Source organism: Frankia sp. QA3, assembly GCF_000262465.1.
Classification (GTDB): Bacteria; Actinomycetota; Actinomycetes; order Frankiales; family Frankiaceae; genus Frankia.
Genome location: NZ_CM001489.1, coordinates 5839550 through 5863609 on the forward strand (window position 1 = coordinate 5839550; position 24060 = coordinate 5863609).

20 protein-coding genes are annotated in these 24060 nt (G+C 72.4%); 4 read left to right on the forward strand and 16 right to left on the reverse strand.

Annotation, left to right across the window (positions count from 1 at the left end; genetic code table 11):
* Positions 1 to 371: 371 nt before the first annotated feature.
* Positions 372 to 1808: a metallophosphoesterase family protein gene (locus FRAQA3DRAFT_RS23955; RefSeq protein WP_009741636.1), complete on the reverse strand. Its 1437-nt coding sequence runs from the start codon at positions 1806 to 1808 to the stop codon at positions 372 to 374.
* A 184-nt stretch (positions 1809 to 1992) separates the two neighbouring features.
* Here FRAQA3DRAFT_RS23955 and FRAQA3DRAFT_RS23960 point away from each other — a divergent pair, with 184 nt between their 5' ends.
* Positions 1993 to 2817, forward strand: coding sequence for a sulfite exporter TauE/SafE family protein (locus FRAQA3DRAFT_RS23960; RefSeq protein WP_009741637.1), 825 nt, complete (start codon positions 1993 to 1995; stop codon positions 2815 to 2817).
* Positions 2818 to 2946: 129 nt separating this feature from the next.
* Here FRAQA3DRAFT_RS23960 and FRAQA3DRAFT_RS23965 read toward each other — a convergent pair whose 3' ends face one another.
* Positions 2947 to 5451 (reverse strand): ATP-dependent Clp protease ATP-binding subunit, encoded by a 2505-nt coding sequence (locus FRAQA3DRAFT_RS23965; protein ID WP_009741638.1) that lies wholly within the window; start codon positions 5449 to 5451, stop codon positions 2947 to 2949.
* A gap of 501 nt (positions 5452 to 5952) precedes the next feature.
* On the reverse strand, positions 5953 to 6894 hold the full coding sequence (locus FRAQA3DRAFT_RS23970; protein WP_009741639.1) for an IucA/IucC family C-terminal-domain containing protein: 942 nt from the start codon (positions 6892 to 6894) through the stop codon (positions 5953 to 5955).
* A gap of 689 nt (positions 6895 to 7583) precedes the next feature.
* On the opposite strand from FRAQA3DRAFT_RS23970, the gene FRAQA3DRAFT_RS23975 reads away from it, so the two are divergent.
* Positions 7584 to 7781, forward strand: coding sequence for a type II toxin-antitoxin system HicA family toxin (locus FRAQA3DRAFT_RS23975; protein WP_232291729.1), 198 nt, complete (start codon positions 7584 to 7586; stop codon positions 7779 to 7781).
* Between the two features lie 28 nt (positions 7782 to 7809).
* Here the strand turns inward: FRAQA3DRAFT_RS23975 and FRAQA3DRAFT_RS23980 are convergent, their stop codons facing one another.
* From FRAQA3DRAFT_RS23980 to FRAQA3DRAFT_RS24025, 10 genes are all read right to left on the reverse strand, one after another.
* Positions 7810 to 8076: a type II toxin-antitoxin system HicB family antitoxin gene (locus tag FRAQA3DRAFT_RS23980; RefSeq protein ID WP_035923406.1), complete on the reverse strand. Its 267-nt coding sequence runs from the start codon at positions 8074 to 8076 to the stop codon at positions 7810 to 7812.
* Between the two features lie 175 nt (positions 8077 to 8251).
* On the reverse strand, positions 8252 to 9058 hold the full coding sequence (locus FRAQA3DRAFT_RS23985) for an SGNH/GDSL hydrolase family protein (protein WP_051054470.1): 807 nt from the start codon (positions 9056 to 9058) through the stop codon (positions 8252 to 8254).
* Between the two features lie 233 nt (positions 9059 to 9291).
* Positions 9292 to 10044, reverse strand: coding sequence for a type III pantothenate kinase (locus FRAQA3DRAFT_RS23990; RefSeq protein WP_009741643.1), 753 nt, complete (start codon positions 10042 to 10044; stop codon positions 9292 to 9294).
* Positions 10044 to 11117, reverse strand: coding sequence for a carboxylating nicotinate-nucleotide diphosphorylase (gene nadC / locus FRAQA3DRAFT_RS23995; RefSeq protein ID WP_009741644.1), 1074 nt, complete (start codon positions 11115 to 11117; stop codon positions 10044 to 10046). Before nadC ends, FRAQA3DRAFT_RS23990 begins: the two co-directional genes overlap by 1 nt.
* On the reverse strand, positions 11114 to 12814 hold the full coding sequence (locus tag FRAQA3DRAFT_RS24000) for an L-aspartate oxidase (protein ID WP_009741645.1): 1701 nt from the start codon (positions 12812 to 12814) through the stop codon (positions 11114 to 11116). The genes nadC and FRAQA3DRAFT_RS24000 overlap by 4 nt, the downstream gene beginning before the upstream one ends.
* A complete protein-coding gene (gene panD / locus FRAQA3DRAFT_RS24005) occupies positions 12811 to 13245 on the reverse strand; it encodes an aspartate 1-decarboxylase (protein WP_009741646.1) in 435 nt (144 codons plus the stop codon). The genes FRAQA3DRAFT_RS24000 and panD overlap by 4 nt, the downstream gene beginning before the upstream one ends.
* 2 nt (positions 13246 to 13247) lie before the next feature.
* Positions 13248 to 14363: a pantoate--beta-alanine ligase gene (gene panC, locus FRAQA3DRAFT_RS24010; protein WP_009741647.1), complete on the reverse strand. Its 1116-nt coding sequence runs from the start codon at positions 14361 to 14363 to the stop codon at positions 13248 to 13250.
* Between the two features lie 166 nt (positions 14364 to 14529).
* Entirely contained in the window at positions 14530 to 16926 is a 2397-nt protein-coding gene (locus FRAQA3DRAFT_RS24015) for an MMPL family transporter (RefSeq protein WP_009741648.1), read from the reverse strand.
* A 203-nt stretch (positions 16927 to 17129) separates the two neighbouring features.
* On the reverse strand, positions 17130 to 18041 hold the full coding sequence (locus FRAQA3DRAFT_RS24020; RefSeq protein ID WP_009741649.1) for a phosphoribosylaminoimidazolesuccinocarboxamide synthase: 912 nt from the start codon (positions 18039 to 18041) through the stop codon (positions 17130 to 17132).
* Between the two features lie 396 nt (positions 18042 to 18437).
* Positions 18438 to 19310 (reverse strand): serine/threonine-protein kinase, encoded by an 873-nt coding sequence (locus tag FRAQA3DRAFT_RS24025; protein WP_009741650.1) that lies wholly within the window; start codon positions 19308 to 19310, stop codon positions 18438 to 18440.
* A gap of 249 nt (positions 19311 to 19559) precedes the next feature.
* Between FRAQA3DRAFT_RS24025 and FRAQA3DRAFT_RS24030 the strand changes: the two genes are divergently transcribed.
* The gene (locus tag FRAQA3DRAFT_RS24030) at positions 19560 to 20171 is read left to right on the forward strand and encodes a hypothetical protein (RefSeq protein WP_157467627.1); all 612 of its coding nucleotides are present in this window, start codon (positions 19560 to 19562) and stop codon (positions 20169 to 20171) included.
* A 284-nt stretch (positions 20172 to 20455) separates the two neighbouring features.
* Positions 20456 to 20842 carry a hypothetical protein gene (locus FRAQA3DRAFT_RS24035; protein WP_009741652.1) on the forward strand — a complete coding sequence of 129 codons (387 nt, stop codon included), beginning with the start codon at positions 20456 to 20458 and terminating at the stop codon, positions 20840 to 20842.
* 91 nt (positions 20843 to 20933) lie between these two features.
* Here the strand turns inward: FRAQA3DRAFT_RS24035 and purB are convergent, their stop codons facing one another.
* The 3 genes from purB to purD all read right to left on the reverse strand — a co-directional run.
* Positions 20934 to 22241 carry an adenylosuccinate lyase gene (gene purB, locus FRAQA3DRAFT_RS24040; RefSeq protein ID WP_009741653.1) on the reverse strand — a complete coding sequence of 436 codons (1308 nt, stop codon included), beginning with the start codon at positions 22239 to 22241 and terminating at the stop codon, positions 20934 to 20936.
* The gene (gene purE / locus FRAQA3DRAFT_RS24045; protein WP_009741654.1) at positions 22238 to 22762 is read right to left on the reverse strand and encodes a 5-(carboxyamino)imidazole ribonucleotide mutase; all 525 of its coding nucleotides are present in this window, start codon (positions 22760 to 22762) and stop codon (positions 22238 to 22240) included. Before purE ends, purB begins: the two co-directional genes overlap by 4 nt.
* 3 nt (positions 22763 to 22765) lie before the next feature.
* Positions 22766 to 24060 (reverse strand): phosphoribosylamine--glycine ligase (purD, locus tag FRAQA3DRAFT_RS24050; RefSeq protein WP_009741655.1); only part of this gene is annotated, 1295 nt, incomplete at its 5' end.

The window sequence follows — 24060 nt, forward strand, 5'->3', positions numbered from 1 at the left end:
TGGGCGGGCGTCGCGGTGTTGCTGTCGGCTCGATGTTCCGCGGGGTGTCCGGCGGGCGCCCGCCGCCGGGCGGGGGTGGCCGGTCTGCCCGAGGAAAAGGCGTTCGGATGGGCTTCCCGCGATCATCTCGTCCCACCGGCCGGGCGGGGAGCCTTCTTCACCGGGTGTGACGCTTATTCGGGTTGGCGGTGCGGCTGGAACGTATTCCGTCACGGAAGGCGAGCGGTGAACGATCGGAAGATCGGGATCGTGGGACACCCCGGTGAGTTCCGCATTCTCGCCGGCGGGCCGCCCGGACATCTCGGCGGACATCCACTGCCCGCGGACATCGACTGCCCGCGGACATCGACTGCCGGCGTGCCGCCGTGGCGTCAGCCGGTCGGCGCCGCGGCGGTTCTGGGCCGGACCAGGGTCACCTGGTCGAACGGCACCGGGACGGGGGAACCGGAGTCGTACGCGGTGACCCGGATGCTGGTCATCCCGCCCGGCTCGCCGGGATCCACCTCGAACCCGGCGAAGGCGTAGGGGTGATCGGGCGCCCGGAAGGCCAACCAGTCCGCGTCCTCCAGCTCGCGGACGGCACGCCGGTGCCGGCGTCCCGGTTCGGGGTCGCGGACCCCGACCACGATCCGTCCGGCCGGCGGATCCAGCAGCGTGTCGGCGGACGGCGACGACGAGCCCCCGGTGCCCACCATCAGGTGGACCGTGCCCGCCGACGTGTCGACGACGGCGCCGCCGGACCCGGTCGGATCGCCCGCCCCGATCGCCCCCGCAACTGGCCGGGGGACGAGGGTCCGGCTGCCCGGGACGGTGCCCCGCACCGGGTGGCTGCGTTCATAGTGGTGCTCGTGTCCGTAGAGCACGAGGTCCACCCCGTGCCGGTCGAACAGCGGCAGCCAGGCCTCCCGGATGCCGAGGTCGGCCCCGTTGTGATCGGCCGAGGTGGACAGGGCCGCATGGTGCATGACTACCACGATCCAGTCGACGCCCGGGTCGGCCCGTGCCTGCTCCAGCGTCCGCGCGAGCCAGGCGGTCTGCCGACCCGCGCTGAACCCGCGTAGGTAGATCGGACCGCTGTTCTGGTAGCAGACGTCGTCGGCGCTGAGGACCACGAAGCGGACCCCGCCGACGGTGAAGGCGTACCAGAGGCCGGCGAGGTAACTTTCGTCGCCGTTCGGCGGCAACTCGAAGTAGGTCTGGTAGGCCGCAAGCCCCAGTGCGCCGTTCCCCCGCTCGATCTCGTGGTTGCCGATGCACGGCATCCACGGCCGTGACCGCGCGGACGGGCCGATCATCGCGAACCAGTCGGACCAGGTGCGTACCGGGTCCTCGCGCTGGTTGGCATAGCACAGATCTCCGCCCGCGAGGGCGAACAAGGGCGCGCACCGCTCGACGCCGGCCACGGCGTACCCGGAGGCGGGCGAGCCGAACGGGTCATACGGCCGGTCGGTGCCCTGATCACCGAAGAAGGTGAAGCCGAAGGCGGCCCGCGACCCCGGCGCTGTGCGGAACGAGCCGTCCGCCGCCTGCGGCCGGCCGTCGTGCTCCACCGTGAACGCGTAGTCCGTGTCCGGCGCGAGCCCGGACAGGGCCGCGTGATGGGCGAAGATCTTCTCGCCCGTGCGGGCGTCCCGGTAGGAGCGGGTGCTCGCCGGGACCGGCTCGCCGGACGCGCCGGGCCGGGCCCCGCAGCGCACGGCGGGCCGGGCGACGGGGCCGTGGGTCAGCCAGGAGACGACCATGGTCGTCGCCGGGTCGGCACCGAAGGTCAGATGGACGCCGTGGGCGTCGTCGGCACCGCCAGTCACTCCGTCCGATCCCGCCTGATGTCCGATCCCGCCTAAGGTCCGATTCCGTCTGCTGTCCGATCCGGGCCGCTGTCCGATCCGGGCTCTTTGCCGAGCCACAAGCATGTTGCCATGGCCCGCGGCCGCTCATCGACCGAACGTCATGTGGGGTAGCCGACGTCCAGCCGCCGCAGGTGCCCGGCCCGTGATCCCCTACTGTCCGGGTGATGCCGCATTCGCCCGCCGCCCCGGGGGCGGGCGACAGGGGGGAGCGATCCTGACCGCCGCCGACGTCGCCCTGCTGGTGAGCGCCGGAGCGCTGGCGGGCATCACCAGCACCGTCGCCGGGCTGGCGTCGCTCGTGTCCTACCCCGCACTGCTCGCGACCGGGCTGCCGCCGTTGGCGGCGAACGTCACCAACACGACGGCGCTGCTGTTCGTCGCGGTCGGCGCGGCTGCCGGGTCGCGGCCCGAGCTCGCCGGCCAGGCCGACCGGGTCGCCCGGTTCGCGACGATGACCCTCGCAGGTGGGGCGGTGGGCGCCGTCCTGCTCCTGACGCTACCGGAGCGGACGTTCGAACGCGCGGTGCCGGTGCTGATCGCAGGGGCGGCGGTGCTGCTGTGGGCCCAGCCCCGGATCCTCGCCCGGCGGGCCGAGGCGCCGGCCGAGGGCGGCGCGGCGGTGCTTGCCGCGGTCTTCGGAACCGGGATCTACCTGGGCTACTTCGGCGCCGGTGGCGGGGTCGCGCTGCTCGCCGTGCTGGCGGTGGCGATCCCCGAGCCGCTGGCCCGGGTCAACGCGATCAAGAACGTGTCGTCGGGCTTCGCGAACCTGGTCGCGGCCGTCGGGTTCGCCGTCTTCGGCCCGGTGCACTGGGCGTCGGTGGCGCCCCTGGCCGTCGGCCTGCTGCTCGGCGGCGCGGCCGGGCCGGTGATCGTGCGCCGGCTGCCGGGCGACGTCCTGCGGGTGCTCATCGGTCTGGCCGCGCTCGGCCTCGCCGCGAGTCTCGCCTGGGACGCCTATACCTGAGCCGCCTATGCCTGAGCCGCCTATGCCTGAGCCGCGCGGCGCAGGCCCTGGGAACGGGTGAGCCCCGCAACCTGGTGGGGTTCCGGGGCTCACCCGCGGTCCGACGGCGCTGGTGGCGCGCCGGTGGCGTTACTCGCTGGACTTGGCGAGGTCGACCGGCGGCGCGTCCGGCACCTGGTTCGGCTTGGTCTCGCCGCGGAAGACGAACTTGGCGTCGTCCCCCTCGCCCTCGACGTCGCCGACGACGATCTCGCCCGGCTTGAGCGTGCCGTACAGGATCTTCTCGGACAGGACGTCCTCGATCTCCCGCTGGATCGTCCGGCGCAGCGGCCGGGCGCCGAGCACCGGGTCGTAGCCCTTCTTCGCCAGCAGCGCCTTGGCGGCCGACGTCAGCTCCAGGGCCATGTCCTTGTTCTTGAGCTGGACGTCCACCCGGGCCAGCATGAGATCGACGATCTGGATGATCTCGTTCTCGGACAGCTGGTGGAAGACGATGATGTCGTCGATCCGGTTGAGGAACTCCGGCCGGAAGTGCTGCTTGAGCTCGTCCTGGACCTTCGCCTTCATCCGCTCGTAGTCCACCTGGCCCTGACCGGTGGCGAAGCCGATGCCGGGGCCCTTGGAGATGTCGCGGGTGCCCAGGTTCGACGTCATGATCAGGACGGTGTTCTTGAAGTCGACCAGCCGGCCCTGGGAGTCGGTCAGCCGACCGTCCTCCAGGATCTGCAGGAGCGTGTTGAAGACGTCGGGATGCGCCTTTTCGACCTCGTCGAACAGGACCACCGAGAACGGCTTGCGCCGCACCCGCTCGGTGAGCTGGCCGCCCTCCTCGTAGCCGACGTAGCCGGGCGGGGAGCCCACCAGCCGCGAGACGGTGTGCTTCTCCATGTACTCGGACATGTCGAGCTGGATGAGCGCGTCCTCGTCACCGAAGAGGAACTCGGCGAGCGTCTTGGACAGCTCGGTCTTACCGACACCGGACGGGCCGGCGAAGATGAACGACCCGCCGGGGCGCTTGGGATCCTTCAGCCCGGCGCGGGTGCGCCGGATCGCCTGGGAGACGGCCTTGATGGCCTGCTGCTGGCCGATGACCCGCCTGTGCAGCTCGTCCTCCATGCGCAGCAGTCGGGCCGTCTCCTCCTCGGTGAGCTTGAAGACCGGGATGCCCGTCCAGATGGCGAGCACCTCGGCGATCTCCTCGTCGCCCACCTCGGCGACGACGTCCATGTCGCCGGCCTTCCACTCCTTCTCCCGCTTCGCCTTCTCCGACAGGAGGGTCTTCTCCTTGTCACGCAGCGAAGCGGCCTTCTCGAAGTCCTGCGCGTCGATCGCGGACTCCTTGTCCCGGCGGACGCCCGCGATGCGCTCGTCGAACTCGCGCAGGTCCGGCGGCGCGGTCATCCGGCGGATGCGCATCCGCGAACCGGCCTCGTCGATGAGGTCGATCGCCTTGTCCGGCAGGAAGCGGTCGGAGATGTACCGGTCGGCCAGGGAAGCGGCGGCGACCAGGGCGGCGTCGGTGATCGACACGCGGTGGTGCGCCTCGTACCGGTCGCGCAGGCCCTTGAGGATCTCGATGGTGTGCGCCACCGACGGCTCCGCGACCTGGATCGGCTGGAAGCGGCGCTCCAGCGCGGCGTCCTTCTCCAGGTGCTTGCGGTACTCGTCGAGGGTGGTGGCACCGATCGTCTGCAGCTCACCGCGGGCGAGCATCGGCTTGAGGATCGACGCGGCGTCGATCGCGCCCTCCGCGGCGCCCGCACCGACCAGCGTGTGCAGCTCGTCGATGAACAGGATGATGTCGCCGCGGGTGCGGATCTCCTTGAGGACCTTCTTCAGCCGCTCCTCGAAGTCACCGCGGTAGCGGGAGCCGGCGACCAGGGCGCCGAGGTCGAGGGTGTAGAGCTGCTTGTCCTTCAGGGTCTCGGGCACCTCGCCCTTGACGATCGCCTGCGCCAGGCCCTCGACGACGGCGGTCTTGCCGACCCCGGGCTCGCCGATCAGGACCGGGTTGTTCTTGGTCCGGCGCGACAGCACCTGCATGACGCGCTCGATCTCCTTCTCGCGCCCGATGACCGGGTCGAGCTTGGACTCGCGCGCCGCCGCGGTGAGGTTGCGGCCGAACTGGTCGAGCACCAGGGAGGTGGACGGGGTGCCCTCGGCCGGAGCACCGGAGGTGGCCGTCTCGCCCTTGCCCTGGTAGCCGGAGAGCAGCTGGATGACCTGCTGGCGCACCCGGTTCAGGTCCGCGCCCAGCTTGACGAGCACCTGGGCGGCGACGCCCTCGCCCTCGCGGATCAGGCCGAGCAGGATGTGCTCGGTCCCGATGTAGTTGTGGCCGAGCTGCAGGGCCTCCCGAAGCGACAGCTCCAGGACCTTCTTCGCACGCGGGGTGAACGGGATGTGCCCGCTCGGTGCCTGCTGGCCCTGGCCGATGATCTCCTCGACCTGCGACCGCACACCCTCAAGGGAGATGCCGAGGGACTCGAGGGCCTTGGCGGCGACGCCCTCGCCCTCGTGGATCAGGCCGAGCAGGATGTGCTCGGTCCCGATGTAGTTGTGGTTGAGCATCCTGGCCTCTTCTTGGGCCAGGACGACGACCCGACGTGCCCGGTCGGTGAATCTCTCGAACATGTGCGCTCCTTCGAGCTGCGACCGACCACACGACAGCCGGTATCCGCATGCTAGCTCCGCCGAGGCATGTCCTCACGCATCGAACAGAAACCTACCCGCCGGCTCCGTCCTCTTCGTCGAGGACGGAGGACCGACTCAACTGCCGGCCCGACCAGCGGAGACGCCTAAGGCAACCGTGGCCGACCAGCCATGATTCCGTCACGTCGTTCCGCCAAGAGCAGAACGACTCGAGCCCTGCGGCGCCGTCGCCGCCCGCCCGCTCGGGGCGGCGTGGGCCGGCCGCGAGGCGGTCTCCCGCCCCGGCAAGCCCTCGCTTGTCACTACCGACGGTAGTCGATGGCAGGTCGCGTTCTGTTGTGATTGGCGCCACATGCACATCGCTTTGTGATTTTGATGTTACCGTGTGACGCCGAAGCTTTAAGATCAGACCTATTGTCAGACTCGGCGTCTTCGTATAACCACTTTACGTGCGCCAACGGCGAACCGCGTGCCGGGTGCGGGTCACACCGCAAGCCCTCCATGACCCTGCGTGTCTATCCAGGCGCGCATGCGCCGCTCTCGTTCGGTGTCGTCGGTGAAGGGACAGGTCGTGCAGTACTCGTCGCCGAGGCGATGCGCGAGGCAGCAGGATCCGCAGCGCATCCCGATGTAGGGCCGGCCGCGATGGACGAACTCGTGCCAGCGCGGACGGGCGCGCATGGTCGGGGCCGCCCGTTCGAAGAAGGCGTCCGCCTCGTCCCGCCCCGCCTCGGGGTCACCGGTGGCTCGCTCGGTCAGCAGGAAGGCCCGTGCGCACTGGGCGGCCACCGCTCCCCAGAGGGCCGGATAGCCGAGTCGGACCCGTGCCCGCAGCTCCCGGACGAAAGGACTCAGATGGGCGAGCACTTCATCGACGAGGACCCCCCGTAGCGCGGCGAGATCGCCAACCACCCGATCCGGCCCGTCGCCGGGCGGGCGGGCGTGCTCGTCACCGCCCTCGGCCGGGAGAGCGTCGGCCAGGACCGTCCCGACGGGTCGGTGCAGCGCCGTCCGGTCGAACCAGCCGCTGTCGAGCACCCGCAGCGACATCCGCGCCGGGGTCAGGTCCGGCACTCGACGCAGCAGCACGTAGGAGGCGACGGCCGGGGCGACGACGGCGGCGGAGTACCAGTTGGCCAGGTAGCTGGCGGCGACCTCGGGGCTGGCGCCGGGATGGGCCCGCGCGACCCGGGCCAGCGACCGTGCCACTCCGTGCGGCCCGGTCAGGAAGGCGCAGTCCGCCCAGCCTGGGCCGGCCGGCACGCCGTAACACAGGCTGCGGGGCTCCAGGACGTCGGCGAGGTTGCGGGGGATGATCCCCTGGGCGGCGGTCCCGCTCGGTTCCCGCGAGGAGCGGGGTGCCGAGGATCCGCCGTCGGCGGCCGGCTTCCGCGGCGTTGCGGGAGTCGGCAGTGGCGCGAGCATGAACTTAGGTAAGGCTAACTTCAGGCTCGCTGTCAAATGGGTGTGGCCACGTCGACATGCATACCCGGCATGAGCCGTTCGATGACCTATGTCCGTTTCTGCCCTTGGTGACGCCGTGCCGCCGCCCCCGCCCGCGGGACGCGGTGAGACCGGACTCATCGCCCGGCGGCCCGCGCAAGAAGTAGCCGCACGCCCGCGCTCGACTGCGCACCGTGCTTGATTCTCCCCGTCATCTTCGCGTCGCGCACCCGCAGTCCGCCTCAGAGTGCCTAACCGCAGGTCGCGCGGGCGGGGCAGGAGACGAGGCGGGGACCGGCGGCCCGCGAACGGGCGGCCGAGGCCGGCCGGGCGGCGCAGCGGCGCGGCCGGGATCGACGGGAGTGCCCGCGCGACGCAGGCCGGGGTGGGCCGCCGCCGCTCGTGCCAGAAGGTCGTCGATCGACTACTGTACTCGCGCCGACTTGACGCCATGTGTCTTTTATAGAACTTTTCGCAGCCACCGGCGGTCCGTGTGCGTACCTGGGCGGGGATCGCGCATCCAGTGCCGGTACGGTGCGTCTACCCGGGTCAGGGATCTTCTGTTGACGGCCCGGCTGTCACGGCGCTACGCAAGTCTGTTCCATTCGACGACGAATAGGCCAGGGTTGATGGGGCTGAAAGATCTTCCCGTCGCGGTCGGAGACCGGCATGTGGCCGCGTTCCAACGGGCGGGTTGGGAGGTGGCCCGCCGCAGCGGCAGCCACGTCGTGCTCCGCCGGGCCGGGGTGCAGGCGAATCTCTCGGTGCCCTGCACTGGACAGGAGGTCAAGCGGCCGCTGCTGGCCAAGCTCATCGAACGAGCTGGCCTCACCCCGGAGGAGTACTGCGACTACTTCCGGCGGCGCTGACGATCCGCTGCCGTAGAGCCCGCGGAGTTCAGGCCGCCACCCGGACCGGGACGGACAGCTCCGTCGGCAGTCGGTCGGCGTCCGGCTGCTCATGCCGGCCGACGCTGAGGTGCTGGCCGCTCTGGACCTCAAGGACGAGGATCATCGCGTCCAGGATGTTGTCCACCGTCTCGTCGAGGCTGTCGCCCTGGGACACGCATCCTGGGAGCTCGAGAACCTCCGCGATGTAGCCGCCGTCGATCTCCGCCGGTTCGATACGTATCGTATAGACCTGGTCTGCACTACGTATCGTCATGATTGTCTGCTTCCAAGCGCCCGCGGTCTGCGTCAAGAAGAGCCTAGCGTTCACGGGAGCCATCCGCCTTGGGTACCAGGCTGAAGACCACCTCCGCTTCAGTACCGATCGTGCCATCGAACGCCGCGATCGCCGCCGGTCGCCGCCGGTCGCCGCCGGTCGGTGGTCGACGGCGTCAGCGGCGGTCGGTGGCGAGGTAGCGGTCGACCGCGGTGGCGATGGCCTGCTGGCCGCGGGCTGTCGGGTGCGCGCTGAGGTCGCGGGCCGGCGGGAACAGCCCGATCGGGGCCACCCAGGAGTCCTTGGTGCAGATCTCGTGGCCGCGTAGCGCCCGGTCGGTCGCGACGTACTCCACGTCCGCGTCGGCCGCCGCTCGCCGGATCACCCGGTTCAGCTGGCTGTTCAGGTTCGTGAGCTGGCGCCGTTCGGTATTGCTCAGCCATTTACAGGTGTTCTTGCGCTGGCTGCTCGGGAAGATGTCGGGATATCCGACGACGACGATCCTGGAGTGCGGCGCCGCCGCCTTCACCGCCGCATAGTTCGCGCTCAGGATGTCCGGGAGTTCCTTGGTGATGAGATCCCGTTCGCGCTTGTCCTTGCCGTCCCAGAAACATTTCCAGGCGAAGCAGCTCAGGATTACGTTGCTGAAACCGGCGTCGTTGCCGCCGATGGTGATGGTGACGACATCCGGGGCGGCGCGCAGCCGCCGCAACTGGGTCAGCTGTGGTTTCTCGCCCTTGAACGACTCGTTCAGGGCGTCGGTGGTCGCCCCGGAGCACGCGGCGAACAGGGCGACGGTGGTCGACGGTTCCATGGTGGCGAGCTGCCTCGGCCACGCCTGGTTGCTACGCCGACAGCGGGGCGTGAGCGTGTCGAAGGGCGGATTGCCCTCACCCGAGGAGTAGGAGTCGCCCAGCACCGCCAGGGTGCGGTGCCGCGGCGCCGCGGACGCCGGTGCATTCCACCCGGACGACACCGTCACGGCGGTATACAGGAATACCGTCGACAGCACGAATAGGAAGGGTCGGATGAGGCACTCGGACCGGCCGGGCCGGCGACCCGCCCATGCCCCCGAGCATCGGTCCCGCATAGCCTGGAATCGTAACCGGCGGAACCGGCCGCGCACCCCGGATCCGGAGAGATGTCGGTTGCCCGACCATCGACCGGCGGGGAATTCGCCCGCCGGTAGCCGGACGAATCACGCCGGGGCCGGAATCAGATGTTCTTCTCGAAGACCAGGCGGAGACCGATGAGCGTCAGATGCGGCTCGTGCCGGTCGAGCGTCTCGCTCTCCTTGACGACGAGCGAGGCGAGCCCGCCGGTGGCGATGGCGGTCGCGTGCGCGCCGAGCTCGGCGCGGATCCGCCGGACCAGTCCGTCCACCTGACCGGCGACCCCGTAGATCATCCCCGACTGGAGCGCCTCGACGGTGCTCTTGCCGATCACCGACCGCGGCGGGGTGAGCTCGACCTTGCGCAGCTGCGCCGCCCGGGACGCCAGCGCGTCCAGGGCGATCTCGATGCCGGGGGCGAGCACCCCGCCGATGAACTCGCCCCGCGCCGAGACCACGTCCAGGTTCGTCGAGGTCCCGAAATCGACGACGATCGCCGGGCCGCCGTACAGGTGGTGGGCGGCGAGTGTGTTCATGATCCGGTCCGCGCCGGCTTCCTTCGGGTTGTCGATCAGGATCGGCACCCCCGTCCGGGTGCCCGGTTCGACGATGACGACCGGGATGTCGCGGAAGGCCCGGACCACCATCCGGCGCAGCTCCCGCAGCGCCGCGGGGACCGTCGAGCAGATCGACACGCCCGTGATCCGATGCTCGCCGAGCAGGCCGCGGTAGAGCAGTACGAGCTCGTCGGCGGTGGCGTGCGGGTCGGTACGGACCCGCCAGGAGTCGGCGAGGTCGTCGCCGTCGAAGACGCCGACGACGGTGTTGGTGTTGCCGACGTCGATGGCGAGCAGCATCAGGACTCCTCCACGGTCGGACCCGCCGGGGGCGGGCCCGCGCAGTCCGGTCCCGACTGGCGGCCGGGATCAAGGTCGAGGCCGAGATCGAGAGCGGGCGCCGAGTGGGTCAGGGCGCCGACCGCAAGATAGTCCACCCCGGTGGCCGCGACGTCCGCGGCCACCCGCAGGGTCAGCCCGCCGCTGGCCTCCAGCCGCACCCCCGCCGGCCTGGCGATGGCCACCGAGGCCCGCAGGTCCTGCGGGGTCATGTTGTCGCAGAGGATGAGGTCCGCCCCCGCGCCGACGGCCTCGGCGACCTGGTCGACGGTGTCGCACTCGACCTCGACGGGCAGCCCCGGGAACCGGGCCCGCACCGCCGCGAAGGCCGCCGCCACCCCGCCCGCGGCGACCACGTGGTTGTCCTTGATCAGGGCCGCGTCGGTCAGCGACATCCGGTGGTTGCGACCGCCGCCGCAGCGCACGGCGTACTTCTCCAGAGCGCGCAGTCCGGGCAGCGTCTTGCGGGTGTCGCGGATCGCCGCGCCGGTCCCGGCGACGGCGTCGACCCAGGCGCGGGTCAGCGTGGCGATCCCGGACAGGTGGCACAGCAGGTTCAGCGCGGTGCGCTCGGCGGTGAGCAGGCCGCGGACCGGGCCGTTGACCCGGGCCACCGTCGTGCCGGGGGAGACGGCGTCGCCGTCGCGGGCGGTCAGGGTGACGGTCACGGACCGGCCGAGCAGGCTCTCGAACACCGCCGCGGCCACCGGCAGCCCGGCGACCGTCCCGGCCGCGCGGCTGACCAGGGCGCCGTGCCCGACCAGCGCGGCGTCGACGGTCGCCTCCGAGGTGGCGTCGACCGCGCCGATCCGGCCGGCCGGTGCGTCCGCCTCCAGGCTCGGCAGGTCCTCGGCGAGAGCCCTGCCGATCACCGTGACGACGCCGTCGGGGTCCAGGCCGGCCGTGGCCAGCGCGCTGCGGGTGGCGGGGGACAGCCGACCGCTGTGCACCTCCACCCAGTGGCCGTCCGCGTCGGCCTCGGCGGTTGCGCCTGCTCCGCCGGCCGCGGCCTGGGGGGTGAACGGACCGCTCACGGCGCCGGCCGCATGGGTTCGACGTTGATGATCAGTTCCCCCTCGGGGTCGAGCCGGGTCAGGATCCGGCCGAGCCAGTGCGCGTCGTCGCGCTCGCCGAAGTCCTCCCGCCAGTGCGAGCCCCGGGTCTCCGTGCGGGTCGCCGCGGCGGCGACGAGGGCGGTCGCGACGGTGCGCAGGTTGGTCATCTCCCAGGCCGGCGGGCCGGCGGTGACCGTCGCGCCGCTGACCCGCAGGTCCCCGAGGCCGGCCAGGACCTTCGCCGTCGCCCGCAGGCTGTCGGCGCTGCGCAGCACCCCGGCGCCGTCGGTCATCGCCCGGGTCAGCTCGGCGCGTTCGGCCGGATCGGTCAGCCCGCTGCCCCGGCCGACGACCGGGGCGGCCGGCACGGCGTCCCCCCGCCGGCCCGCGTGCTCGGTGCCCGCGATGTCCTGGGCGATGCGGGCCGCGAAGACCAGACCCTCCAACAGGCTGTTCGACGCGAGCCGGTTGGCGCCGTGCACCCCGGTGCAGGCCACCTCCCCGCAGGCGTACAGGCCGGGGACGGTGGTGCGGCCCCACAGGTCGGTGCGCACCCCGCCGGAGGCGTAGTGGGCGGCCGGCGCGACCGGGATCGGCATGGTCACCGGGTCGACGCCGACCGAGCGGCAGCGGGCGGTGATCGACGGGAAACGCCGCTCGATCGTCTGCGCCCCGAGCCCCCGGGCGTCGAGGTACAGGTGCTCGACCCCGTGGGCGGCCATCACCCGCGACATCTGCTTGGCGACGACGTCGCGGGGGGCGAGATCGGCCAGCGGATGGGCACCGGCCATCACCCGCTCGCCGGCGGCGTCGACGAGGACGGCACCCTCGCCGCGCATCGCCTCGCTGACCAGCGGCTGCTGGCCGCCGGGTTGGGCGCCCACCTGGGCCGAGGCCGCCGGTGGCAGCCACAGCGCGGTCGGGTGGAACTGGACGAACTCCAGGTCGGCGACGACGGCGCCGGCCCGCAGGGCCAGCGCCACGCCATCCCCGGTGGAGACGCCCGGATTGGTGGTCGAGGCGAAGATCTGTCCCATCCCGCCGGTCGCGAGCACGACCGCGGGCGCGGTGACCGCCCCGACGCCGTCCTGGCTGCCCTCGCCGAGCACGTGCAGGGTCGCGCCGGCCGTCCGGCCGTCGGCATCCCGCAGCAGGTCCAGGACGAGGGCGTTCTCGATCACCTCGACCTCGGGATCGGCCCGCACCGCGGCGATCAGGGCCCGCTCGACCTCCAGCCCGGTGGCGTCGCCGCCGGCATGGACGATCCGGTTGCGCAGGTGGCCGCCCTCGCGGGTGAGGGCGAACGAGCCGTCGTCGGCCCGGTCGAAGCGCGCGCCGAGCTCGGCGAGTTCCCGAACCCTGGCCGGTCCCTCGTCGACCAGCACCCCGGCGGCGTCCGGGTCGCACAGGCCGACGCCGGCGACGAGGGTGTCGGCGAGATGGTCGGCGGGGGAGTCCTCGGCGGCGAGCGCCGCGGCGATCCCGCCCTGCGCCCACCGGGTGGAGCCGGCGTCGAGATGCGCCTTCGTCACCAGCAGGACCCGGGCCGCGGGCAGCTCCCGGCGCAGGTGCAGGACCGCCGTGAGACCGGCGATTCCCGAGCCGATGACGACGATGTCCGCGGCGCGGGTCCACCCTGGACGCGGTGCGCCGAGCCGGCATGGCAGCATGATCACCGCGGGGCCACGACCGTCCGGCTGACGTCGCCGCGCAGGCTCGAGGGATCGTCGGGAAGCGCCTCGGCCGGGTCGTTCCCGTGGCCGATGATGCGGTTCTCCGCGTCGACGAACAGCACCCGGGGGACGTGCCGGCGCGCCTCGGCGTCCTCCATCACCCCGTAGGCGATGATGATGACCAGGTCGCCCGGCTGGACGAGCCGGGCCGCCGCGCCGTTGATGCCGATCACGCCGCTGCCGGCCGGGCCCGCGATCGTGTACGTCTCCAGGCGGGCGCCGTTGTTGATGTCGACGATCGTCACCTGCTCGCCGGGAAGCAGGTCGGCGGCCTCGAGCAGGTCGGCATCGATCGTCACCGAGCCCACGTAGTGCAGGTCGGCCTGGGTGACCGTGGCCCGGTGGATCTTGGCGGTGAGCATGGTGCGCAGCACGGTCAGGCTCCCAGCTGGTCGGTGGGGAGGATGAGCGAGATGTTGTCGATCAGACGGGTCGTGCCCACGCGGGCGGCGACGAGCAGCAGCGCGGGGCCGCTGGCCACCGGCCCCAGGTCCTCGGGGCTGGCCAGCTCGAGGTAGTCGACGTCGACGCCGTCCGCCGCGGCGAGCACGGCGTGCGCGGCCGCGAGCACCGCCGACGCCCCACCGTCGCCGGCCGCCGCGCCGGCGGCGAGCGCCCGGGACAGTGCGAGTGCGTCGATCCGCTGCTCGGGGGTGAGGTAGACGTTGCGGCTCGACCTCGCCAGGCCGTCGGGCTCGCGGGCCGTCTCCACCCCGATCACGGTGACGTCGAAGGCGAGGTCGGCGACCATCCGGCGGATGCAGACGAGCTGCTGGGCGTCCTTGCGTCCGAAGAACGCCAGGTCCGGATGGACCAGGTGCAGCATGGTCCCGACGAGGGTGAGCATCCCGTCGAAGTGTCCCGGGCGGGACGCCCCCTCCAGCACCGCGCCGAGCGGGCCGGCGCTGAGCCGGACCAGCGGCGGCGGGTCGTGGATCGCCGAGGGGGCGAACACGACGTCGACCCCCTCCCGGGCGCACACCGCGAGGTCCGCGGCGAGCGTGCGCGGGTAGCGGTCGAGGTCCTCGCCCGCCCCGAACTGCAGCGGGTTGACGAAGATCGTGGCAACCACCTGGTCGGCCTGGGCGCGGGCCGCGCGCAGCAGGCTGGCGTGCCCCTCGTGCAACGCCCCCATGGTCATGACGACGGCGCGGACCGGCCGGTCGTGCCGCGAGGACGCGCGGGCGGGCCCCGGATCGTCCTCGGCGGCGGATCGCGGGTGCGCGTCTGTCCGCCGGTCCAGCGCGACGAGTGCGGCCCTTAGCTCGGCCCGGTCGCGGGCCACCACGGGCTGACCGGGTCCGCCCGGCACCGGTGCCGGGCGGGGGATGGCGGCGGGCTGCGCCGTCGTCGCGGGCTCGGCGGTCGTCGCGGGCTCGGCGGTCGTCGCGGGCATGGCGGTCGCCGCGGGCATGGCGGTGGCGGATTCGGAACCGGTGGGCCGACCGGGGCGCGGGGCGCGGTCGGGCACGGTGGAGAAGACGATGCTCATCGTTTCCGTTCCAGTCCTCGGGAGGGGTACCGGACGTCGGGGGCCACTGTAACCCGCCTGCAATGCTCGCCGCGACTCCCTGTGATCCGGGCATCGTCCCGATGATCCACATGCCGTTTCCCCTGCCCCACGCCGGTGCGAGGGGGCCGACGGCGCGGGCGCCGCGTCACCCCGGCGGCATCGCCCAGCGGTCCGAAAGGGCGGGGGGGCGAGTGCCGACCGTGCCGACCGGCTGGGCGGGCAGATCGGGACGGCGCGGATCGTCGGGCCCGGACTGCCCGCCGCGCCAGAGGCGCTCCCCGAGCAGGGTGAGCACGGCGGGCATGAGGATCACCCGGATCAGGGTGGCGTCGATGAGGATCGCCGCACCCAGGCCCACCCCGAGCTGCTTCATGCTGACCTGGGACAGTGTCGCGAAGATCGAGAACACCGCGACCATGATGACCGCCGCGCTGGTCACCACCCCCGCGCTGCGCCGCACCCCCACCGTCACGGCGTCGCGCATGGACAGCCCGGCCTCCCGGGCCTCCCGGACCCGGCTGAGCACGAAGACCTGGTAGTCCATGGACAGCCCGAACAGCACCACGAACAGCATCAGCGGCAGCCAGTTGGTGATGGCCCCGGTGGAGGTGTAGTCGAGCAGCCCGTCCGCCCAGTGGTGCTGGAAGACGGTGACGAGCAGGCCGTACGCGGCCCCCACCGACAGCAGGTTCAGGCCGACGGCCGCGGCCGCGACCAGAGCGCTGCGGAACGCCGCCAGCAGCAGCGCGAAGGCGAGCACCAGGACGAAGCCGATCACCAGCGGGGTCCGGCCGCCCAGCCTGGCGTTGAAGTCCGCGGAACCGGCGGTCGTGCCGGTGACGTCGGCCCGCAGGCCCGGCGTGGCGCCGATGGTCGCGGGGATCACCGTCGACCGCAGCGTGTGCAGGGCCCTGACCGACTCCCCGTCCGTGCCGCTGCCCGCGATCGGGATCGTGACCCGGGCGACCTGGTGGTCGGGGGTGACCGTGACGACCACCGGCTCGAACATCCGGCCGCTGGCCACCGCCCGGCTGCGCAGCGCGTCGATGGCCGCCCGCGCCTGCGGGGTGGTGACGTCCGCGCCGTCGGCGCCCGAGACGACGACGGCCGCCGCGACCTCGCCGCCGGGGAAGGCGGTCGACAGCCGCTCGTAGGTCTTCATGATCGGCAGGTCCTTCGGGATGTCGTCGATGCCGGGTTCGGCGGTGTGCATCCCGAGCGCGGGCAGCGCCAGCAGCACCAGCAGCCCGCCGGTCACCGCGGCGACCGGCGCGGGCCGGCGCAGCAGCCGGCCCATGATCCCCGGCCTGGCCAGATGCGCCTGGTAGCCCACGCCGCGCCGCGCCGCGCGGCGCCGCCACGGCAGCCGCAGCAGCTCCACCCGGTCGCCGAGCAGCGACAGCAGCGCTGGCAGCACGGTGAGCGAGCCGAGCACGGCCACCAGGACGACGATGATCGTGCCGACCGCGATGCCGGTGAACGCAGACAGCCCGGTGATGAACAGGCCCGCCATGGACACCGCGACGGTGAGGCCCGAGACGAGCACCGCGTGCCCGGAGGTCTCGGCGGCGATCTCCAGGGCGCGCTCCGGACCGTGGCCGGCGGCCCGCTCCTCGCGCTCCCGGCGGATGTAGAACAGCGCGTAGTCGACGCCGACCGCAAGCCCGATCAGCAGCATGACCGAGGTCGCCGTGTCGTCGGTCGGGAACAGCCGGCTGGCGAAGGCGACCAGGCCCAGCGCCCCGACGAAGGCGGTCAGCGCCAGCCCCACCGGGATCACCGCGGCGACCACCGCGCCGAACACGGCCAGCAGGATGCCGAGGGTGAGCGGGATGGCGAGCAGCTCGGCCCGCTTGAAGTCCTTGCCGACGGTGGCGTCGAGCGCCTTGTCGGCGCTGGCGTCCCCGAACTGCTCGATCGACACGCCGGGGTGCGCCGCGCGGACGGCGGCGACCGCGTCCAGGGTCGGGTCGACCGACGCCGGATCGTCCTCGGTGCCCTTGAGGTCGAAGGTCAGCAGCACCGAGCGCAGGTCGCGGGACACCAGGCCGGGGTCGGTGCTCGCCCCGGGCACGGGCAGCGGGCTGCGCAGCGCCGTCGCCACCCCGCTCGCCCGCACCCGGGCGGCGGCGTCGGTCAGGGCCGAGCGGATCTGCGGGTCGGCCAGCAGCACCCGCGGGTCCGTCGCCGGGGTCGCCCGCTGGATCAGGATGTTCTCGCTGGCGGCGTCGACGTAGCCGTGGTCGGCCAGGATGTGCTGGGCCCGGGAGTCCTCCCCGGTGCTGTAGTCGGCGTCGGTCAGCGTGTGAGTGCCGATCATGCTGCCGAGGACGATGGCCAGGACGACACCGAGCAGCCAGCCGCCGACGGCCAGCCCACGGTGCCGGACGCTCCACCGCGCCGCTCGCGCGGCGAGGTGCGTCGGCCGGTCCGCGTCGGCCGGCCGGCTGGCGTGCCGGCCGGCCCCGGGAGGGTCGGCCGCTCGGCCTGGATCAGCTGTCGGACCTGGGGAAACGGCTGTCGGACGGGGTGGCGTCTGCATGGAACGACGATCTCGTTCCCGACGTTCATGGTCACTGCGGAGAGCTACCGGCTTTCCGCTGCAGCCATCCGCCCGCCCGCGGTAGGGCTGTCCCCACCATCCCCACCGCCGCACCGCCGCACCGCCGCACCGCCCCATCGCCGCACCGCCGTGGTAGCTGGGCTCCGGCGGCGGCGCGGCGAGGGATCTGCGGCGGTGTGGGCTCAGGAGGTGGAGAGGTAGTCCTTGAACGAGATGCCGGTCAGCCGCTCGTACGCCTCGACGTAGCGGGCCCGCGTCGCCTCGACGACGTCGTCCGGCAGCTCCGGCCCCGGCTCCGTCTTGTCCCAGCCGGTGCTCGTCAGGTAGTCCCGGATGTACTGCTTGTCGAACGACGGCTGGGAGGTGCCCGGCGACCAGGTGTCCTCCGGCCAGAACCGGGACGAGTCGGGGGTGAGCACCTCGTCGGCGAGCCGCAGCGTGCCCTCGGCGTCGTGGCCGAACTCGAACTTCGTGTCCGCGAGCAGGATGCCCCGCTCGGCCGCCAGGTCGCTGGCCCGCCCGAAGATCTGCAGGGTGAGCCGCTCCAGCTCGGCGGCGAGCTCCGCGCCGATCCGCCCGGCCGCGTCCGCCCGGCTGATGTTCTCGTCGTGCTCGCCGATCGGCGCCTTCGTCGACGGGGTGTAGATCGTCGACGGCAGCCGGCTGCCGTCGACCAGCCCGGCCGGCAGCGGATGCCCGCTGACCGCGCCGGTGCGCTGGTAGTCCTTCAGCCCGCTGCCGGTCAGGTAGCCACGGGCCACGCACTCGATCAGCACCATGTCCAGCCGGCGGCACAGCATCGACCGGCCGCGAAGCTGCTCGGCGTACGGCGCGAGCTCGGCCGGGTACTCGTCCACGTTGGAGCTGATGACGTGGGACGGGACGAGGTCGGAGAGCTGGTCGAACCACCACAGCGACAGCCCGGTGAGCACGGCGCCCTTGTCGGGAATCTCGGTCGGCAGGACCACGTCGAACGCCGAGATGCGGTCGCTGGCGACCAGGAGCACGGCGTCGTCCCCGACCGCGAACAGCTCCCGGACCTTGCCCGAACCCAGGTGGGTGAGTCCTGCGAACTCCTCATGTGTCAGCGGCATGCCCCGACCGTACCGACCCCGGCCACCACCCGTGGCCTGGTGCGTCCCGCGCCATGCCAGCTCAGCAGCGGGACCAGTCGACGGCACGGTGATCAACCGCTGAGATTCAGCCCCAGACCGTCACCTGAGCCTGGCTGATCCCGCCGCTGTAGGACACCACGCAGCCTGCCGCGACCCTACCGCTCCCGGAACTGACGCAGAACCGAAGGCCCGCATGGTTGGGAACGGACGGCATCGGCTGAGTTCGCAACACGGATTCGCATTCTTTGGCGGTTGGTGCATCGGAACCGGACCAGACGGTAAACCGGGCAGGAGTATCGACTCCTACACGGCCGTCGCTGGACACCCAGAAATCGACATCCCCCGCGATGTCACCCACGGAAAGCGGTGGCGTGTCTATGTCAACGGCGTCGAAACTCTCGTCGCGTAGGCGCAGCTGATGCTGGGCCAGGACGCCGGCTGTCGGCGACGCGGCGGGTGATGTTTCCGTGGTCGATGTCCCGACGTGCAGAGGCGCGCTCGACGATGAGAGGCCCGCGGTGGTAGGAGTGTTTGCCGCGGTGTCGCTCTTGTCTGGTGCGTCGGCGAGGGCGGTGTGAGGCGGTAGCGGGTAAGTTCCGCGGTCACGGTCGGAGGTAGCCAGCCTTCACCGAGGTGCAGCCGTTCGTCGCTGGAGGCGGCTCGGCACAGCTCGATCAGTTCCTCGGGCGTGGGGCGGCTTTCCTGATCCTTGGCCACGCACTGCTCCAGCACACCACGGATCTGGTCCGGGCAGCGATTCCAGTCGGGCTGTTCGTGGACAATGCGGTGGAACACCGCGGCGTCCGCGCCGAAAGGCAACTCTCCGGTGAGCCCGTAGTAGGCGGTTGAGCCCAGGGCGAAAATGTCTCCGGCGGGTCCGAAGGACCGTCCCTGAATCTGCTCCGGCGCCATGAATGCCGGCGTGCCGATCCAGGCTCCGGTCTGGGTGATGGCGCCGGAGGAGGCCTCCACCGCACGAGAGATACCAAAGTCGATCACACGTGGGTCGTCCGACGCGAGAATGACGTTCCCCGGTTTGAGGTCGCGGTGGATGACACCAGCGGCGTGGAGGGACTGCAGCGCTTCCGCGACTCCGGCGAGCAGCAGCAGGACAGTCTCCGGCGGGAGAACTCCCTGCCGGGCGACGGCCGCGGTCAACGAGGGAGCAGCGACGTACGCGGTGGCCAACCAGGGCTGCGCGGCGTCGGCGTCATAGTCGATGACCGGGGCGGTATAGAGGCCCTGCACCCGCCGGAACGCCCGGCGGCCTGCTGCTCATCGTCCTCCTCCGAGCCGTGCCCACCGGCGGCATCCGACCGAAAACGCACCTGATTCTAACGTTCCGCATCAATATGAGCACGCGAAGCAAGGCGACGAGATCGCGACACCGGCACCGATCAGCCGCAAGCTGCCTGGCCGCAGCGGACATGCGTTGCCCGTGAGAAGCGCTGAGGATGGGCGGGCGGGCCGGCCGGTCGTCCGGAGCTGAAAGAGCGAATGGATCGTCGGCCCCGGACGGACGGGGGCGACGGGATGCGGGACGAGGCGGGGGCGACGAAGGGTCTGGCAGGCGGTGCGCGCGGAGTCGAACCCGATACTGGGCTCGGAGACACCGTCGCCGGGCGCCCGGAGCATGGCATCTACGGCACGATCCTCACCGCCGGGCTGATAGCCGCCCAGGACCCGCGGACCGATCCGCTCGTCGACGTCGTTGCCGACGTCCTGATCACGGTCGCCGTGTTCTGGCTGGCCCATGGCTACGCGCACGCCGTCGCCCGGCCGTTCGCCCCCAGCGAGGCCGCCGGTGCGCGGGCGACCGTATCGCCGCCACGGGGGCTGCGGCTGGCCTGGGTGGCGCTGGTGGCGAACTGGCCGCTCATGCGGGCCGCGTTCCTCCCACTCGGCGTGCTGGTCCTGGCCCGCGTCGCTGGCGCCTCCGTCGACGACGCGCAGGAGGCGGCGCTGTGGACGTGCGTCGCCCTGCTGGCGCTCTGGGGCCTGCGTGCCGGCCGGGCCGCGGGCCTCGCCGGCTGGCGGCTGGCCCGCTACGCCACCGGCAGCTCCCTGCTCGGCCTGATCCTCGTCGCCCTGGAGGTCGTGATCCATTGAGGCGGTGTCGCGGCGGGCGACACGCTGACCGTCCGGTCGATCACTGTGCGAACCGCAACGGTGGGCCCTCAGGTACTTCTCGCGCGCACTGCGTCGGCTCTGAAATCGGGGCTCCGACCTGCAGCGATGTCGCGATCATGCCGTTGCGGTCACTTTTGCTCCTCGTCGGTCGAGCTCTCGGATGCTTCGATGCGCGGGTCCGGCGCCGCACGTCTTCTGCTCCACCCGGCGGCCCCGCCGCCTGGCGCCGGCGCAGTCGCTTCCTCCCTGACCCGAGGAGCCATATGAAGATCCTCACCGCGACGGCGACCACCCAGGGTCGCCGACCAGGCGACTTCAACTACTGCATCGAGGGGGAGCTCGTGTGGATCGGGCTCGTCTGCGCGACCGATCGCGGGGACCCCGATGGCGGCTGCGGCTGTGGGCGCGCGTTCGGCGGGATGTCCTCCCACCGGGCGACGACGACTGCAATGATCCGTGACGTCGCTACGGACCGCCGCCGGTACACCGATGCGCTACGAGCGAGTCTCGAGGCACAGCGATGGCCCACCGCCAGCGCCGACCGCCTGGCCGACGGGTTGATTCAGCTCGTCGATGATTGGCCGGTGGGCACTGTCGTCGAACGCAGGCTCGACGCGGTGAACGTCCGTGACTGGCCCCGGCATGCTTGATCAGTGGATAGGCGTGGTCATGCGACGACGGACGGTGAAGGCGGCCGGGGCCGGCCGGCGGGTGGCGTCAGCCGGCCCCGGGAGCCGCGGCTCAGGTGAGGGCGGCGAGGGCGTCGAAGACGGGGCCGAGGCGCTCGGTGTAGCGCTCGGGGCGGCTGACCTCGTCCAGGCGGGCCTCGTCGAGGGGCAGGCCGCGGTCGCCGGCGTGCTTGCGCAGGGTCTCGCGGAACGGCACGCCGGTCTGCCAGGTCTCCATCGCCGCCGCCTGGGTGACGGCGTAGGCGTCCTCCCGGGACAGGCCCGTCTCGACCAGCTCCAGCAGCACCGCCGAGGTGTAGACCAGCCCGCCGGTGGCGTCGAGGTTCGCCCGCATCCGCGCGGTGTCGACGACCAGGCCGGTGACCAGCCGGGTGGTCAGGTGCAGCAGGTAGTCGACGCCGGCCGCGGCGTCGGGCAGGGCGATCCGCTCGGTCGAGGAGTGGGAGATGTCGCGCTCGTGCCAGAGCGGCACACCCTCCAGGACCGGGACGTACTGGGCACGCACGATCCGGGCGAGACCGGCGATCCGCTCCGACATGATCGGGTTCTTCTTGTGCGGCATCGCCGAGGAGCCCTTCTGCCCGGAGCCGAACGGCTCGGACAGCTCCCGGACCTCCGTGCGCTGGCCGTGGCGCACCTCCAGCGCGACCGCCTCGCAGACGGTCGCCAGCCCCGCCAGCGCCGCCACCCAGTTGGCGATGCCGTCGCGCAGCACCACCTGGGTCGCCACCGGGGCCGCGCGCAGGCCGAGCTTGTCGGCGACGTACGCCTCGACGTCCGGCTCGATGTTCGAGTACGTCCCGACCGCCCCGGAGATCTTCGCGACGGCCACGTCGGCGCGGGCCGCGCGCAGCCGGTCGCGGCAGCGGGCCAGGCCGAAGGCGAGGTCGGCGACCCGGTGGCCGAACACGGTCGGCTCGCCGTGGATGCCGTGGGTGCGCCCGACCCGCAGAGTGCCCCGGTGGGCCAGGCCCAGGTCGCGCAGGGCCGCGACGAGGGTGTCCGCGCGGGCCAGCAGCAGGTCGGTCGACTCGACGAGCTGCAGGGCCAGCGCCGTGTCCAGCAGGTCCGACGACGTCATGCCGAAGTGGACGTAGGCGGCCGCCGAGCGGGGCTCGGTGCGGTCCGCCCAGGCCGTCAGGAAGGCGATCACGTCGTGCTGGGTGACGGCCTCGATCTCCGCGACCGCCTCGGGCGTGGGAGCGGGGGCCGCCCGGACCGGTGCGACGGAGTCGGCGGGGATCCGGCCGGCGGCGGCGTGCGCCTCCATGACCAGCACCTCGACCTGGCACCACAGCTCGTACTTGTGCGCCTCGGACCACACCCGGCCCATGTCGGGCAGGGTGTACCGGCCGATCACGGCTGGGCGCCGGCGGCTGCTGCCGTGCTCAGGGCGTCCGCCGCGGCCTGCTCGAAGTCGTCCTTGAACGCGGCGAGCTTGAGGCTGAGATCGGGGTCGGACAGCGCCAGGATCTGGATGGCGAGGATCGCCGCGTTCGTCGAGTTGTTCAGCCCGACGGTGGCGACCGGCACCCCCGGCGGCATCTGGGCGATGGCGAGCATCGAGTCCATCCCGTCCAGCGCCCCGCCGGAGATCGGCACCCCGATCACCGGCAGCGTGGTCAGCGCCGCGACGGCGCCGGGCAGCGCCGCGGCCAGGCCCGCCCCGGCGATGACCACCGAGATGTCCCGGGCCCGCAGCTGGCCGACGTACTCGGCCAGCGTGCGCGGGGCCCGGTGCGCCGACAGCGACACCTGCTCGTACGGCACGCCGAAGCGCTCCAGGGTGGCGCCGGCCTTGCTCATCGTCTGGGTGTCCGACGGCGACCCGAAGACGACGGCCACCCGGGGACGGTCCGGTCCGGTGCTGCTCTGCGACATGGTCTACTCCTTCTTCCTCGGCCGCGTCGGGTCCTCGCCCGGCGCGATGTCCGCACGGTGTACGTCAGCCGCATGACGCATCCGGGACGGATCCCCGATATCGGTTCGGTAATGGGCGCCGGCCAGCGAGATCCGGCTGACGGCCTCGTAGGCAGATCCTCGCGCGGACTCCAGGTTGGAGCCGATTGCCGTGACGGACAGCACCCTTCCCCCGGAGGAGACGATCTGCCCGTCGGCGTCCCGGCGGGTCGCGGCGTGCAGGACGTCGACGCCGGTCAGCGCCCCGGCGGCGGCGAGTCCCCGGATCGGGTCGCCCAGGCGCGGGGCCGCCGGGTAGCCGGGCGCGGCGACGACGACGCTGATGGCGGCGCCCGAGCGCCACACCGGCGCGCGGCGCCCGGACAGCACGTCGGTCAGCGGTGTGGTCAGCAGGGCCAGGATGGCCTGCGTCTCGGGATCGCCGAAGCGGACGTTGAACTCCACCACCCGGGGGCCGCGGGTGGTCAGCGCGAGGCCGACGTAGAGCAGGCCGGTGAACGGGGTACCGCGCCGCGCCATCTCGTCCACGGTCGGGCGGATCACCGTCGCGACGATCTCCGCGGTCAGCCCGTGTGACGCCCAGGGCAGCGGGGTGTAGGCACCCATCCCGCCGGTGTTCGGCCCGGTGTCGCCGTCGCCGACCCGCTTGTGATCCTGGGCGGGCAGCAGCGGCAGGATCGCGCCGGACTCGGTCACGACCGCGAACAGCGAGACCTCCGGGCCGTCGAGGTACTCCTCCAGGACGACCCGGTCATCCGGGCCGCGCAGGCTCGCGCGCACGGCGGCGACGGCGGCGTCGCGGTCCTCGGTCACGGTGACGCCCTTGCCGGCGGCCAGCCCGTCGTACTTCACCACGTACGGCGGGCCGAACTCGTCGAGGTCGGCGAGGGCCGGCTCGACCTCGGTGTGGTCGCGGCCCGCGGCGGTGGGCACGCCCGCGGCGCGCATCACCCCCTTGGCGAACGCCTTGCTGCCCTCCAGCCGGGCGGCGGCCGCGCTCGGCCCGAACACCGGCAGGCCGCGGGCGCGGACCTCGTCGGCGGCCCCGGCGACCAGCGGCCCCTCGGGGCCGATCACCGTGAGGTCCGCCCCGACCCGTTCGGCGAGGTCGGCGACCGCGTCCGGGTCGGCGACGTCGAGCTGGCGGGGCTCGGCGAGCTCGGCCGTGCCGGCGTTGCCCGGCGCGCACACCAGCGCGTCGACCCTCGGGTCGCGAGCAAGCGCCCGGCACAGCGCGTGCTCGCGCCCGCCGGAGCCGA

Excerpts from the sequence above, each read along its gene's own strand:
- FRAQA3DRAFT_RS23970 (WP_009741639.1), bottom strand. The coding sequence starts at position 6,894 with ATGCTCGCGCCACTGCCGACTCCCGCAACGCCGCGGAAGCCGGCCGCC.
- FRAQA3DRAFT_RS24030 (WP_157467627.1), top strand. The coding sequence starts at position 19,560 with ATGGATCGTCGGCCCCGGACGGACGGGGGCGACGGGATGCGGGACGAG.
- FRAQA3DRAFT_RS24020 (WP_009741649.1), bottom strand. The coding sequence starts at position 18,041 with ATGCCGCTGACACATGAGGAGTTCGCAGGACTCACCCACCTGGGTTCG.
- FRAQA3DRAFT_RS23965 (WP_009741638.1), bottom strand. The coding sequence starts at position 5,451 with ATGTTCGAGAGATTCACCGACCGGGCACGTCGGGTCGTCGTCCTGGCC.
- FRAQA3DRAFT_RS23980 (WP_035923406.1), bottom strand. The coding sequence starts at position 8,076 with ATGACGATACGTAGTGCAGACCAGGTCTATACGATACGTATCGAACCG.
- FRAQA3DRAFT_RS24015 (WP_009741648.1), bottom strand. The coding sequence starts at position 16,926 with ATGCAGACGCCACCCCGTCCGACAGCCGTTTCCCCAGGTCCGACAGCT.
- FRAQA3DRAFT_RS24035 (WP_009741652.1), top strand. The coding sequence starts at position 20,456 with ATGAAGATCCTCACCGCGACGGCGACCACCCAGGGTCGCCGACCAGGC.
- panC (WP_009741647.1), bottom strand. The coding sequence starts at position 14,363 with ATGAGCATCGTCTTCTCCACCGTGCCCGACCGCGCCCCGCGCCCCGGT.
- purE (WP_009741654.1), bottom strand. The coding sequence starts at position 22,762 with ATGTCGCAGAGCAGCACCGGACCGGACCGTCCCCGGGTGGCCGTCGTC.
- FRAQA3DRAFT_RS23990 (WP_009741643.1), bottom strand. The coding sequence starts at position 10,044 with ATGCTGCTCGCCATCGACGTCGGCAACACCAACACCGTCGTCGGCGTC.